Here is a 14768-nt window from a genome sequence, read left to right as displayed (position 1 = left end):
AAAATCGTAAAAAAATTATATGAATTGCCTGTTGCTAAAATTCGACAAAGCTGTTATACTCTACTGTAATAACTGGAACTGACGTTATGACGGTTTTTAGTTATATTTTTTTTAAACATAATAAAACAGAAGAAAGAGAGGGAACCATAAAATGGGTAAGATCATTGGTGATGGTATTACATTTGATGATGTGCTCCTTGTACCTGCATATTCTGAAGTAATCCCAAATCAGGTTGATGTTTCAACACACCTGACAAAGAAAGTCAAACTCAATATTCCATTTATGAGTGCCGGCATGGATACCGTTACTGAGCACCGCATGGCGATCGCTATGGCGCGACAGGGCGGAATCGGTATCATTCACAAAAACATGTCGATCGAGGCGCAGGCTGAAGAGGTAGATAAGGTAAAACGTTCTGAAAACGGAGTAATCACAGACCCATTTTATTTGTCCCCGGAACATACATTAAAAGATGCAGATGAGCTGATGGCAAAATTCCGCATTTCCGGTGTTCCGATCACTGAGGGTAAAAAGCTCGTCGGAATCATCACAAACCGTGATCTGAAATTTGAGGAAGATTATTCCAAGAAGATCAAAGAGTGCATGACTTCCGAGCATCTGGTTACAGCTAAAGAAGGCGTAACCATGGAAGAAGCAAAGCGCATTCTTGCAAAGGCAAGAGTCGAGAAGCTTCCGATCGTCGATGAAAACTTTAACTTAAAAGGACTCATTACGATCAAAGATATCGAGAAACAGATCAAGTATCCGAACTCCGCAAAGGATGACCACGGAAGACTTCTCTGCGGTGCTGCAATCGGAATCACAGCAAATGTTCTTGAGAGAACGGAAGCCCTTGTAAATGCAAAGGTCGATGTTGTTGTTCTCGACTCTGCGCACGGACACTCTGCGAACGTTATCAACTGCGTAAAGATGATCAAGGAGAAATTCCCGGATCTTCAGGTAATCGCCGGTAACGTTGCAACGGGTGAGGCTACAAGAGCCCTGATCGAGGCCGGCGTTGACGCTGTCAAGGTTGGTATCGGACCGGGATCGATCTGTACGACGCGTGTCGTTGCAGGTATCGGTGTTCCGCAGATCACTGCGGTTATGGACTGCTATGCAGTTGCGAAGGAGTACGGTATTCCGATCATCGCCGACGGCGGTATCAAGTATTCCGGAGATGTTACAAAGGCTCTCGCAGCCGGCGGTAATGTCTGCATGATGGGATCCATGTTCGCGGGCTGCGATGAGAGCCCGGGAGACTTCGAACTTTATCAGGGAAGAAAATATAAAGTTTACCGTGGAATGGGATCTATTTCTGCTATGGAGAACGGCAGTAAGGACCGTTACTTCCAGTCGAACGCGAAGAAGCTTGTTCCGGAAGGCGTTGAAGGACGTGTTGCTTACAAGGGATTCGTTGAGGATACCGTATTCCAGATGCTGGGCGGTCTTCGTGCCGGTATGGGATATTGCGGTGCTCATGATATCAAAGAGCTTCAGGAGAACAGTCATTTTGTTAAGATCTCCGCAGCCGCACTCCGCGAGAGCCATCCGCATGATATCCACATCACAAAAGAGGCTCCGAACTACAGCGTAGACGAATAATTTTAATCCCGAGAGGGCAGCAAAAGGCTGTACAGGCGGCGGAAACGCTGTTCCCTGCACAGCCTTTTTTCAGACTGACGTTGCCGTTTCTGGCGCTTTTTATCATGCGCCTGTTAAATGCAGATCCGATCATGACATTATTTATATAGGTTTACCTGGGGTCCCAGGAGAAAGGGAAAACGGCTGAATTTTAAGGAAAAGCCGGAATAAAAGAAGTTTTATGAGTATTTTAAATGTAGAACACCTGAGCCATGGTTTCGGAGACCGGGCTATCTTTACGGACGTTTCTTTCCGCCTGTTAAAGGGGGAACATATCGGTCTCATCGGAGCAAACGGTGAGGGAAAGTCCACATTTATGAATATCATCACCGGAAAGATGATGCCGGATGAGGGAAAGGTTGAGTGGTCAAAAAATGTCCGTGTGGGCTACTTAGACCAGCATACCGTGCTTGAGAAGGGTATGACGATCCGCGACGTGCTTAAGAGTGCCTTTTCCTTCCTCTTTGAGATGGAGGAGAAGATGAACGACATCTGCGCGAAGATGGGAGATGCGTCCGAGGATGAGATGAACGCCATGATGGAGGAGCTGGGAACGATCCAGGACCTTCTGATGGCGCATGATTTCTATATTATCGACTCCAAAGTGGAGGAGATCGGACGCGCCTTCGGTCTCGATGAGATCGGACTTGACAAGGATGTTGACGAGCTCTCCGGCGGACAGAGAACGAAGGTCCTCCTCGGAAAACTTCTTCTTGAGAAGCCGGATATCCTGCTCCTCGACGAGCCGACAAACTATCTGGATGTACAGCATATCGAGTGGCTGAAGCGGTATCTTCAGGATTACGAGAACGCTTTTATCCTGATCTCCCACGATATCCCGTTTTTAAACAGCGTGGTAAACCTGATCTACCATATGGAGAACCAGAAGCTTGACCGCTATGTGGGTGACTATGACCGGTTCATGGAAGTCTACGAGATGAAAAAGAGCCAGTTGGAGGCAGCTTACAACCGCCAGCAGGCGGAGATCGCGAAGCTTCAGGATTTCGTTGCGAGAAACAAGGCCCGTGTTGCGACGAGAAACATGGCGATGTCGAGACAGAAGAAGCTGGACAAAATGGAGGTCATCGAGCTTGCAAAGGAAAAACCGAAGCCGGAGTTCCATTTCCTGAATGCAAGGGCAACCGGAAAACTGATCTTTGAGACGAAGGATCTTGTGATCGGTTATGATGAACCACTTTCAAAACCGCTTAATTTCCTCATGGAGCGCGGCGAGAAGATCGCGGTCATTGGTGCGAATGGTATCGGAAAAACTACCTTTTTAAAGAGCATTCAGGGGTTGATCCCGGCGATCTCCGGAACCGTTGAGGTCGGTGACTATCAGTTCCCGGGTTACTTCGAGCAGGAGATGGCACCGGGAAATACGACGACCTGTATCGAGGAGATCTGGAAGGAGTTTCCGTCCTACACCCAGTACGAAGTCCGCTCTGCCCTTGCAAAGTGCGGCCTGACTACAAAGAATATCGAGAGCCAGGTCCGCGTCCTCTCCGGTGGTGAGCAGGCGAAGGTCCGCCTCTGCAAGCTTATGAACCGGGAGACCAACGTTCTGCTTCTCGACGAGCCGACGAACCATCTGGATGTGGATGCGAAGGACGAGCTTAAGAGAGCGCTTTCGGAGTACAAAGGAGCAGTCCTCATCATCTGCCACGAGCCGGAGTTCTATGACGGACTGGTGTCAAAGGTTTGGGATCTCAGTAAGTGGTCGTTAAAGATTTGATATGTTTACAATTGAAGAAATCCGTGCCCTGCATAACGAAATCTGCAGGACACGGATTTTTTGTGCAATAAGAAATTCCGAGGAATTCCCCATTGCACAAAAGGCACATTCTTTTTTAAGACGATTCATCGCTGGCTTTTCTCTGTATGCGGCAGCCGTCCCCGCAGAAACCGCTTTTTGATCTCCGGCCACGAAAACGGGATCAGCGGATAGATATAGCTCTTTCCGGCGATGGTGCGGTTGAATACGATGGAGCAGACGGCGATGGCGGTGCCGAGGATGAAGCCCCAGACGTTTAAGAGGGAGGTCAGGATCAGCAGGATCACACGCATGAATTTTAGCGCGTAACCCATCTCGAAGCTTGCCTGAGAGTAATTGGCTATGGTGACAAACGCCATGTAGAGCATGGTTTCGGAATTGAACCAGCCGGATTTTACAGAATATTCGCCGAGAACAATACCGGCGATAACACTTAACGGTGTGGTCAGCATGCTGGGCGTATTGACAGCGGCGAGGCGCAGGCCGTCGATGGCAAATTCCAGGATCAGGAGTTGGAAGATCAGCGGCACATACATGTCATCCGCCAGCTTGATAAACTCCAGCCAGCCTGGGATCCAGTTCTGGTTCTGCATAAAGAGAAGCCACACCGGGGTCAGAAACAGGGTGAGGAAGGAGACTGTCATCCTGGAGAGACGCAGGTAGGTTCCGGTCACCGGCGGGAAGTAGTAGTCATCTGCCTCCTCGATAATATCGAAGACTGAGGACGGCAGGATCATGCAGGCGGGGGAATTGTCAACAAGGATGACGATGTTTCCCTCCAGAATAGACGCCGCAGCCGTGTCCGGACGTTCAGAAAAACGGAATTTTGGGAACGGGTTGAACCATTTGTGGGGAAAGATACATTCTGCCAGACTTTCCTGATTCATAGTCAGAGCATCTACATGCAGATTTTCGATGCGGTCCTTGATCTTATTTAGCAGGTCCTCGTCCACACGACGTTTCATGTAACAGATCGCAATGTCTGTGTGGGAGCTTTCTCCGGTCTGCATGATCTCCACCGTGAGATTCACGTCCCGGATCCGGCGGCGGATCAGGGCGGTATTGAAGATCATGGTTTCCACGAAGCCATCCCGGGAGCCTCGGAGCACCTTGTCTTTTTCGGGCTCCGAGACCCCGCGGGCCGGGTAAGTACGGCAGTCGATGAGGATCACCCGGTCATACCCGTCGATCAGGAGACAGGAGAGGCCGGAGAGGAGTTGTGTAAAGATATTTTTATCATCGGTCTCCACGGTGGTCTCGCCGTAATGGACGTACTGCTTTGCGAAATCATGGGCAGATGATGGGAACGAGTCCGGTTTTACGGAGGCGAAATCCTGCATCAGGCGCAGAAGGATCTCGTCCTTTGTGAAGCCGTCAATGAAGTACAGGCAGGCTTTTTTGTCCGCAATAGTGAGAGTGTGGTAGACGATATCGAAGTTTTTTTGGACATCCAGGATCTCGTGAAAGCGGGAGATGTTCTGATCGAAATTGGATGAAATGTTCATGGATATCATGTCCTTTCAAGAGTTATGATGATGTAGAGTGTTGCAAGCGACCGCGCTCGGTGCGAGAATGTGCCAAGGTACATTTCTTTTAAAAAGCAGACCCGGTGATCAATAATCGAAAGGGGCAGTCATGAGTCACGTGAAGGGGGAGTGATTCCTTCAGACGATATTTTGCAGATATTATTTCAAAAAAACATGAAATTATACGGGAGATACCTGCGGCCTGCAAACCGCCGAAAATGCGTACTGTATACAAAGTTCCAATTCCACTGGGCAGAACCACCATAGAATAGATTGTTTTTTTGTAAAAACAACGAATCTGCTTTTCCCCAGCGGACATTTGTGCGGAAGATAGTAAATATATACAATAAAATTGTGCAAATTTAACTATATTTACCATAGCATTTCCGGTAATATTTTGTTATACTGCATAAGCATTGAAATTGAAGGGGTATCAATTTCGAGGAACTGTATAATGCAAGGAAATTGTACGTGAATGAAAGGCTGTGCTCAGTGGGGGAGCACAGCCTTTCGCCGTTTAAGCGCTGCCCGTATGCAGTTCAGCGAATGTGAGTGCTTATGCAGGCAAGAGTGCAGCGCACACATATTTGCCAGACTGACGCATGGTCGGACTATTCATGAAATATTTCTTAAACAGATGAAAATCCATAGCCCTTTTCAGAAAAAAAGTGTATAATAAAAAGTAATCATTCAGCCATACGGAAATTTTCAAAACAATAGAAAGCCCGTTTATGACTGAATTGTTGTATAACGGCATATATTCCCAAACTGACTGAAATTCTGCGCTGCAGCGCGGCTATCAAAGTCGGAATGTAATAAGGAGAACAAAAATGAAAGACGGATTTATCCGGGTGGCGGCGGCCACCCCAGATTTAAAGGTTGCAGATCCTGTGTTTAACCGGGAACAGACCTGGAAGATGATGCAGGAGGCAGCATCCCGGGATGTAAAGATCCTGGTGTTCCCGGAGCTCGGTCTCACCGGATACACCTGCAGTGACCTGTTTCTGCAGGACACCCTGATCGATCAGGCGAAGGAAGAACTCTTATGGCTCTTAGACGCATCAAAGGATATGGATATGCTGACCTTCATCGGACTTCCGTGGATGAAGGACGGAAAACTCTACAACGTAGCGGCTGCCATCAAGGATGGCGAGCTTTTAGGCCTTGTTCCGAAGAGACATCTTCCGAACTATTCTGAATTCTATGAGCTACGCCATTTCAACCCGGGTCCGGTAAAACCGGATGTGGTAGAGTGGGGAGAGAGCCTGATCCCGTTTGGAAGCAAGATCCTGTTCCGCTGCACGAATATCCCGGAACTCATAGTCGCCGCAGAACTCTGCGAGGACGTATGGACGATGGATCCACCGAGCGTCTCCCACGCGAAAGCCGGAGCTACCGTGATCGCAAACTGCTCCGCCAGCGATGAGACCACAGGAAAAGCGGGATACCGTGAGACACTGATCGCCGGACAGTCTGCCCGCCTCGTATGTGCGTACATCTATGCCAATGCCGGAGAGGGCGAGTCCACCCAGGACCTCGTCTTCGGCGGACATGATATCATTGCCGAGAACGGAAATATCCTTGCGGAATCCGAGCGTTTCAAAAACGGCATGATCACGGCGGACATCGATCTTTACAGACTTAAAAACGAGAGAAGAAGAATGACCACATGTCAGCCGGGTGCGGAGACTGAGGACTATGATTACATGGACTTCACCTTAAACAAAACGGAGCTCACATTAAAACGCTATATCGATCCGGCACCTTTCGTTCCGTCAAACGAGAAAGAGAGAACCGCCCGCTGTGAGGAGATCTTAACGATCCAGGCCATGGGCTTAAAGAAACGTCTCGCCCACACCGGTGCCAAGAGCGCAGTTGTAGGAATCTCCGGCGGACTCGACTCCACCCTGGCACTTCTCATCACAGCGAGAGCCTTCGATATGCTTGGCATTCCGAGAGAAAATATCCTCTCCGTCACGATGCCGTGCTTCGGAACTACGGACAGAACCTACAACAACGCAGTCACGCTCACAAAGAAGCTGGGTGCGACATTAAGAGAGGTAAATATAAGAAAAGCAGTTTCCACCCACTTCGAGGATATCGGACATGATCCGGCGATCCATGATGTGACTTACGAGAACTCCCAGGCAAGATACCGCACCCTGATCCTCATGGACCTTGCGAACAAGACGAACGGCATGGTCATCGGAACAGGAGATATGTCTGAGCTGGCTCTTGGCTGGGCGACCTACAACGGCGACCACATGTCCATGTACGGCGTGAACGCGTCTGTTCCGAAGACGCTTGTCCGTCATCTTGTCCGCTACTACGCGGATACCTGCGGCGACAAGGCCTTGGCAGATGTACTCAACGATGTTCTCGATACCCCGGTGAGCCCGGAGCTTCTGCCGCCGGAGGACGGAAAGATCTCCCAGAAGACGGAGGACCTGGTCGGACCTTACGAGCTTCACGATTTCTTCCTCTATTATATTCTCCGTTACGGTTATCATCCGGCGAAGATCTACCGCCTGGCGAAGATCGCTTTCGCGGGAGTTTACGAGGACAAGGTGATCTACAAGTGGTTAAATACCTTCTACCGCCGGTTCTTCGCACAGCAGTTCAAGCGTTCCTGCCTGCCGGACGGCCCGAAGGTCGGATCTGTTGCGGTTTCTCCGAGAGGTGATCTCAGAATGCCGAGCGACGCAGCGAGACGGATCTGGATGGATGAAGTGGAGAAACTTGACCCGGAGGAAGGGAGATGATCACAAGCACAAAAAATGACCAGGTAAAAGCAGTCATTGAATTAAAGAAAAAAGCGAGAGCGAGAAATGAGCAGGGACTTTTCGTCGTCGAGGGAGTGCGGATGGCCGCTGAGCTCCCGAAGGATCAGGTTAAAAGTATCTATGTTTCTGAAACTTTCGCGAAAAATCCGGAGAATGCCGCAATTCTTGCGGAGTACCCGGGATACGAACTTGTCAGCGACTCTGTGTTTGCGGTGATGTCCGACACGCAGACGCCCCAGGGTGTGCTGGCACTTGTCAGACAGTTTTCCTACGGAATGGACGAGCTCTTAAAGAGTGACCGTCCAGCTCATCTGATGGTGCTGGAAAATCTTCAGGATCCAGGAAACCTGGGAACGATCCTGAGAGCCGGAGAGGGCGCGGGGATCACGGGACTCATTATGAGCCGTGATACTGTGGATATCTACAACCCGAAGGTGATCCGTTCCACCATGGGATCCGTATTCCGTGTCCCGTTCTTCTACACGGACGATCTGGAGCAGACCGTTCTGGATCTGAAAGCGCGGGGGATCCGGGTATTTGCGGCCCATCTCGCAGGAAAGAATAATTACGAGCAGGAAGATTATACTGGTAATACGGCGTTCCTGATCGGAAATGAGGGAAACGGGCTGACGGAAAAGCTTTCCAACATGGCAGACACCTGGGTGAAGATCCCCATGGCCGGAAAGGTGGAGTCGTTAAATGCCGCCATCGCTGCATCGATCCTGATGTTTGAGACGGCAAGACAGCGGCGCGCATAAAGGAGTGATTTTATGGATATGATCGGATGGCTGGTGGCCTTTGTAATTCTGATCGGAATCGAGGCGGCGACCATGGCGCTTACGACGATCTGGTTTGCGGGCGGGGCTGTGTTCGCGTTTTTTGCTGCGGTACTGGAATTTTCCGTGCAGTCGCAGCTTGTGGTGTTCCTGATCGTATCGTTTGTCCTTCTTCTCTTTACAAGACCGCTCGCTATCCGGTTCGTCAACCGGGAGACCGTGAAGACGAATGTGGACGGGCTGATCGGAAGAAAGGCAAAAGTGATCAAAAAAATCGACAACAATGAGCCGTCCGGAGCCGCTGTCATCGACGGCCAGGAGTGGACGGCGAGATCCGCGGATGAAGCGGTGACGATCCCGGTGGGGACCCATGTGGTCATAAAGGAAGTCCGGGGCGTGAAGCTCATTGTGGAGATGATTCCAGAAACAGAGAATAGGAACTGATAAAAAGTTTCCGGCTTGCTCATAGTAATATGAATGGGCTGAAGAAAAAAATGGGGGATAAAGATAATCCCCCATAAAAACATAAAGGAGGACATAAATATGCCAACAATTTTAGTATTAGTACTGATCTTTATCATTCTGCTGATCCTCGTTTCCTGCATCCGCATCGTGCCCCAGGCACAGGCGATGGTAGTGGAGAGACTCGGCGCGTACCTTGAGACATGGAATGTGGGAATCCACTTCAAAGTTCCGTTTATTGACCGCGTTGCAAAGCGGGTCCTCTTAAAAGAGCAGGTCGTTGACTTCGCTCCGCAGCCGGTGATCACAAAGGATAACGTCACCATGAAGATCGATACGGTCGTGTTCTTCCAGATCACAGACCCGAAGCTCTACGCATACGGTGTTGAGAACCCGATCATGGCCATCGAGAATCTGACAGCCACCACGCTTCGAAACATCATCGGTGACCTGGAGCTCGACCAGACCTTAACTTCCCGTGAGACCATCAACACAAAGATGCGTTCCGCCCTGGATGTTGCCACGGACCCGTGGGGCATCAAGGTAAACCGTGTGGAGTTAAAGAATATCATTCCGCCGGCAGCGATCCAGGATGCCATGGAGAAACAGATGAAGGCAGAGCGTGAGCGCCGTGAGGCGATCCTTCGTGCGGAAGGTGAGAAGAAGTCCACGATCCTCGTGGCAGAGGGTAAGAAACAGTCCGCGATCCTCGACGCGGAGGCAGATAAGCAGGCAGCGATCCTTCACGCGGAGGCGGAGAAGGAGAAACGGATCCGCGAGGCAGAAGGCCAGGCGGAGGCGATCATCAAGATCCAGCAGGCGAACGCCGATGGTATCCGCATGATCAAGGAAGCCGGAGCAGACCAGACAGTTTTGCAGTTAAAGAGTCTTGAGGCGTTCGCGAAGGCGGCAGACGGCAAGGCAACAAAGATCATCATCCCGTCTGAGATCCAATCCCTCGCAGGTCTTGTGACAAGTGTAACGGAGATCGCAAAAAAGAGTGAAACTGAGAATTGATCTTGAAAAGGAATATGGAATCGTTTTAGAGGGCGGCGGTGCCAGGGGCGCATACCAGATCGGTGTCTGGAAAGCGCTCCGGGAAGCCGGCATGAAGATAAAGGGTGTCGCGGGAACGTCCGTTGGGGCGTTAAACGGCGCCCTGATCTGCATGGATGATCTCGGGAAGGCGGAGGAGATCTGGGGAAACATGACCTACTCCACCGTGTTCAATGTGGACGATTCCATGATCGGAAAATTAAAGAAATTTGGCGTGCGATCCATGAAAGTGACCGACGCGGCGGCAGAATTCAGACGGCTGTTTTCAGACAGGGGGCTCGATATCGCCCCACTCAAAAAACTTCTGGAAGAGACGGTGGATGAGGAGCGGATCAGGCGCTCACCACGGGATTTCTGCGCCGCGTCCTTTTCAGTCACGGACCGGAAAGAGGAGGACTTCGATGTAAAGGTAGCACCTCTGGGGACCATAAAGGATATAATGATGGCCAGCGCCTATTTCCCAGGATTTAAGCAGGAAAAGCTGGGTGGAAAGACGTATCTTGACGGCGGCAGCGTCAACAATGTGCCGGTGGATCTCCTGACGGACCGGGGATATAAGGATATCATCGTGATCCGCCTCTATGGGATCGGCGTGGACCGGCGAAGGTTCATGGATATCCCGGAGGACGTGACGGTCCACGAGATCGCGCCAAGAAGAAATCTCGGCGGGATCCTGGAATTTGACAGTGCGAGAACGAGGAAAAACATGAAGCTCGGCTATTTTGACGGGCTGAGATTCCTCTACGGACTCTGCGGAAGGAAATATTATCTTGACATGCCATATTCCGAGGCGTATTATTTTGGCAGGATCATGTCGGAACTTGACATGTTTAAGGAGTGGCTGAGACCTTATGTAAAGGAACATGAGTTTGCAAAGCTCACAGGCTATCGTGTATACACGGAGAAGATATTTCCGTTTCTTGCCAGGAAGCTTCGGCTGCAGCCGGAATGGGATTACAGGGATCTCTACGGGGCAGTCCTGGAAGTGTTCGCGAAAAAGATGCAGATGGAAGTCTACGAGGTTTACACGCCGGACGATATCGTGGGGAAGATCCATGAACTTTTTTCAGACAGGCTGACGATAGGATAGGGAAGCGTGGCAGCACATCGGAAGTCTTGGAAAAGTACCAGGCAGCACGGCTGATCCTGGGAAAACGACAGATCCGGCAGAAAATATGAGGAGAACGCTGAAATATGGCGGAAAACAATAAGAGAAGAAAAGTCAGGAGCGAGTCCATGGCTCTTGATGCCATGCACATCATCATCGGCATCGCTGTGGTGGTGATGGCAGTTATCTCGTTCCTTGACACGGAGAGGTATATGTTCCTCTTTCCGGCGATATTTTTCCTGGCGGCAGTTTTAAATCTGGTCACAGGAAAATACTGGCTGTCCCGGGCAAAACGGGAGAGGCGGAGAAGAACGGCGGCGGTGTTCCAGATGGTGTTCGGAACGACTCTGCTGATCTTTACATTTTTAAGCGCAATGAGTATCTGGTGGAGGTAATGAGATGAAGGGAGAGATCCTGAAATTATTGAAGGAGACAGATGGCTATATTTCCGGTCAGGAGCTTTGCGAGAAGTTCGGTGTCTCGAGAACGGCGGTCTGGAAGGTCATCAACCAGTTAAAGGAGGAGGGCTACGAGATCGAGGCCGTCCGGAATAAAGGATATATTTTAAAGGGATCGGCGGATGTGCTCTCAAAGGAAGAGCTGGAAAGCACGATCCACACGAAATGGGCAGGAACGCAGGTGGCGTTCTTCGAGGAGACCGACTCCACGAACAATGAGATCCGCCGTCTCGCGGAACAGGGCGCGCCCCACGGAACCCTGGCTGTCGCGGAACGCCAGCTCGGCGGAAAGGGCAGAAGAGGTCGTGTCTGGACATCTCCGGCGGGCGTTGGGATCTGGATGAGCATGCTCTTAAGACCACAGATCGATCCCATGGCGGCATCCATGCTGACGCTCGTCATGGCGCTGGCCACGAAAAAGGGAATCGAGAAGGCGACAGGATTGAAATCTGAGATCAAATGGCCGAACGACCTTGTTTTGAATAAGAAGAAAATCTGCGGAATCTTAACGGAGATGAGCACGGAGCTCATGGAAATCCAGTACGTGATCCCGGGAACCGGCATCAATGTAAACCAGACGGAATTTCCGGATGACATCAAGGCGACAGCGACGTCCCTGCGGATCGAGAGCGGAAAGATCCAGAAGAGAAGCGAGATCATCGCGGCGATCATGGAGGCATTTGAGGGATATTATGACACCTTCATTGAGACACAGGACATGTCGGGACTTATTGAAGAGTACAATGCAAACCTTGTAAATCTCGGCAACGAGGTGTGCGTTCTGGATCCGGCGGGCGAGTACCGCGGTGTCTCTGAGGGAATCAACAAGGAAGGCGCACTTTTAGTCCGTCTCTCCGATGGCACATTAAAGGAGATTATCTCCGGGGAAGTTTCCGTCCGCGGAGTCTATGGATATGTATAAGGAAGAAATGAATGTTTCGGGGGCGGATCTTTATTCCGGTCTCCAGAAAATCTTTCCGGATGAGAAAGACCTCACCCTGACGGAGCGTCTGGAAGCCGCAAGAGGACCACTCCTTTCCTGGTATCGGGGGAATAAAAGAGATCTCCCCTGGCGGGAGAACCAGGATGCCTACCGGATCTGGATCTCGGAGATCATGCTGCAGCAGACGAGAGTGGAGGCGGTAAAGCCCTACTTTGCCCGGTTTATGGAGTGTTTTCCGACGGTGCAGGCATTGGCTGAGTGTGAGGAAGAAGAGCTTTTCAAGTATTGGGAAGGTCTCGGATATTACAGCAGGGCCAGAAATCTGAAGAAAGCGGCCAAGATCATCGTTTCCCAGTACGGCGGAGAACTTCCGGCAGATCGCAGAGCGCTTCTTGCGCTTCCGGGAATCGGAAGCTACACGGCGGGTGCCATTGGATCCATCGCTTTCGGACTCCCTGTCCCAGCGGTGGACGGAAATGTCATGCGGGTCCTTTCGAGAGTTGCCGGAAGCTACGAAGATATCTTAAAACAAGCGGTAAAGAAGAAGACAGAAGCTGCGGTCGAAGAGGTCTTAAAGACACTCAAAAAGGATGAGCCAGGAGATTTCAACCAGGCGCTCATCGAGACCGGAGCCATCGTCTGCGTCCCCAATGGTGCCCCTCTCTGCGATCTTCCATGTCCATTCTATACGGTATGCGAGGCGAGAAAAAGAAACCTGATCTCTGCGATCCCGGTGAAGGCACCGAAAAAGAAAAGGAAAATTGAGGAAAAGACCGTATTATTAGTGAAATACGGGGATAAAATAGCCATTAGAAAGCGGGATGACACCGGACTGCTGGCATCCCTGTATGAATTTCCGAATCTGGAAGGAAAATTTTCAGAGAAAGAGGTGCTGGAACGTCTCGGTGGCGGGGCATCGGTGGAGGAAAAACTGCCGGAGGCAAAGCACATTTTTAGCCATGTGGAGTGGCATATGAGCGGGTACCTGGTGAAGGCAGGGGAAGAGATCCCGGGAATGCTGTTTGCGGACAGAGGGGAATTGAAGGAGAAGTACCCGATCCCGAACGCGTTTGCGGCGTATAGAAAGCTGCTGGAAAGCCAGTCATGATATAATGGCTGTAAATTCTCTTGAAATTTGTTAGTATTATGGCGCATAAGGGCGTCTTTTATGGAGCGTGTTCATGATGAAAATGAAAAAAATGTTATTTGTTTTTAATCCCCGTTCCGGGAAGGAAGCCATCAAGAACCAGTTGTCCGATATTCTCGGGATTTTCTGTGGAGCAGGCTATCTGCCCTCTGTCTATGTGACCCAGGAACCGGGGGATGCGGCGAAGATTGCCGAGGAATACGGTAAGGATGTGGAACTTTTCGTCTGCAGCGGCGGGGATGGAACGCTGAACAGCGTGATCTCCGGCATCATGAGGCTGGAAAAACGCCCGGAGATCGGATATCTCCCGGCAGGTTCCACGAATGATTTCGCGAGAAGCTTAAAGATTCCGGCGAATCTCACGAAGGCGGCACAGGATGTGGTGAGCGGAAAGTCCTACGGCGTCGACATCGGAAAATTTGGGGATGAGCGGTATTTTGTTTATATCGCCGCATTTGGCGCTTTCACGGAAGTGTCGTACAGCACGCCCCAGGACATCAAGAACGTTCTTGGGCATCAGGCATATATCCTGGAGTCCATCAAGGCACTGGGAAATCTCAAATCCTACAGGATGCATTTGACATGGGATGACGGTGAGACGGATGGAGAGTTCGTTTTCGGAATGGTGACGAACACCACAAGTGTCGGAGGCTTCAGAGGACTTGCGCCGAAGGATGTTTCCTTCCATGACGGCCTGTTTGAGGGCGTGTTTATCCGGACACCGAAGACTCCGGCGGATCTTCCGAATATTATAAGTGGTCTGCTTCTGTTCCCGGAACAGGAAAATAAGGACGTGATCCGCGTGAAATCTTCAAAGTTTACGGTCACCGCCAAGGAAGAGATCCCGTGGGTCCTCGACGGTGAGTTTGGCGGATCGGTTACTGAGGCAAAGATCGAGAATGTGAAGGAAGCAGTGACCTTAAGCTGCAGCCCGGAGCCGGAGAAGCAGGAGGAGAAGACGGCGGGATGACAGGGGCGGCAAGTGCGCAGACCTGCTGAATAATTACAAAAAGTGCTAATAAAATGTTAAAATTCAACAAAAAAGGCGTAGAAAAGCATTGAAAATTGTCGCTGGATAGTATATAATGAA

At 50.6% G+C, this 14768-nt stretch carries 12 protein-coding genes; 11 read left to right on the top strand and 1 reads right to left on the bottom strand.

The genetic code is table 11. The features are described 5' to 3' along the window. Window positions 1-151: 151 nt before the first annotated feature. Entirely contained in the window at window positions 152-1606 is a 1455-nt protein-coding gene (guaB, locus tag GPK83_RS09200) for an IMP dehydrogenase (protein ID WP_117469874.1), read from the top strand. A 220-nt stretch (window positions 1607-1826) separates the two neighbouring features. Beyond that, on the top strand, window positions 1827-3380 hold the full coding sequence (locus GPK83_RS09195) for an ABC-F family ATP-binding cassette domain-containing protein (RefSeq protein ID WP_215704603.1): 1554 nt from the start codon (window positions 1827-1829) through the stop codon (window positions 3378-3380). Window positions 3381-3505: 125 nt separating this feature from the next. Here GPK83_RS09195 and GPK83_RS09190 read toward each other — a convergent pair whose 3' ends face one another. Then, complete coding sequence (locus GPK83_RS09190; protein ID WP_117552202.1) at window positions 3506-4924, bottom strand: spore germination protein; 1419 nt, start codon at window positions 4922-4924, stop codon at window positions 3506-3508. An 851-nt stretch (window positions 4925-5775) separates the two neighbouring features. On the opposite strand from GPK83_RS09190, the gene GPK83_RS09185 reads away from it, so the two are divergent. From GPK83_RS09185 to GPK83_RS09145, 9 genes are all read left to right on the top strand, one after another. Continuing rightward, window positions 5776-7707, top strand: coding sequence for an NAD(+) synthase (locus GPK83_RS09185; RefSeq protein ID WP_215704602.1), 1932 nt, complete (start codon window positions 5776-5778; stop codon window positions 7705-7707). Further along, window positions 7704-8486 (top strand): RNA methyltransferase, encoded by a 783-nt coding sequence (locus GPK83_RS09180; RefSeq protein ID WP_117484326.1) that lies wholly within the window; start codon window positions 7704-7706, stop codon window positions 8484-8486. Before GPK83_RS09185 ends, GPK83_RS09180 begins: the two co-directional genes overlap by 4 nt. Before the next feature lie 12 nt (window positions 8487-8498). Further along, window positions 8499-8948, top strand: coding sequence for an NfeD family protein (locus GPK83_RS09175; protein WP_015554883.1), 450 nt, complete (start codon window positions 8499-8501; stop codon window positions 8946-8948). A 99-nt stretch (window positions 8949-9047) separates the two neighbouring features. After that, window positions 9048-9983, top strand: coding sequence for an SPFH domain-containing protein (locus tag GPK83_RS09170; protein WP_015554882.1), 936 nt, complete (start codon window positions 9048-9050; stop codon window positions 9981-9983). Next, window positions 9967-11112, top strand: a complete 1146-nt coding sequence (locus tag GPK83_RS09165) for a patatin-like phospholipase family protein (RefSeq protein ID WP_215704601.1) — start codon at window positions 9967-9969, stop codon at window positions 11110-11112. Before GPK83_RS09170 ends, GPK83_RS09165 begins: the two co-directional genes overlap by 17 nt. Window positions 11113-11216: 104 nt before the next feature. Further along, window positions 11217-11525, top strand: a complete 309-nt coding sequence (locus tag GPK83_RS09160; protein WP_015554881.1) for a DUF6637 family protein — start codon at window positions 11217-11219, stop codon at window positions 11523-11525. A 4-nt stretch (window positions 11526-11529) separates the two neighbouring features. Then, on the top strand, window positions 11530-12510 hold the full coding sequence (locus GPK83_RS09155; protein ID WP_215704600.1) for a biotin--[acetyl-CoA-carboxylase] ligase: 981 nt from the start codon (window positions 11530-11532) through the stop codon (window positions 12508-12510). Then, window positions 12503-13639, top strand: a complete 1137-nt coding sequence (gene mutY, locus GPK83_RS09150) for an A/G-specific adenine glycosylase (protein ID WP_252196287.1) — start codon at window positions 12503-12505, stop codon at window positions 13637-13639. Before GPK83_RS09155 ends, mutY begins: the two co-directional genes overlap by 8 nt. Window positions 13640-13712: 73 nt before the next feature. Continuing rightward, on the top strand, window positions 13713-14648 hold the full coding sequence (locus tag GPK83_RS09145) for a YegS/Rv2252/BmrU family lipid kinase (protein ID WP_343220730.1): 936 nt from the start codon (window positions 13713-13715) through the stop codon (window positions 14646-14648). The last annotated feature ends 120 nt before the right edge of the window (window positions 14649-14768 follow it).

The organism is Clostridium sp. MCC328 (genome assembly GCF_018785465.1).
GTDB classification, from domain to species: domain Bacteria; phylum Bacillota; class Clostridia; order Lachnospirales; family Lachnospiraceae; genus Pilosibacter; species Pilosibacter fragilis.
Note: the sequence above shows the minus strand (reverse complement) of the source record. Positions and strands in the feature narration are given on the sequence as shown.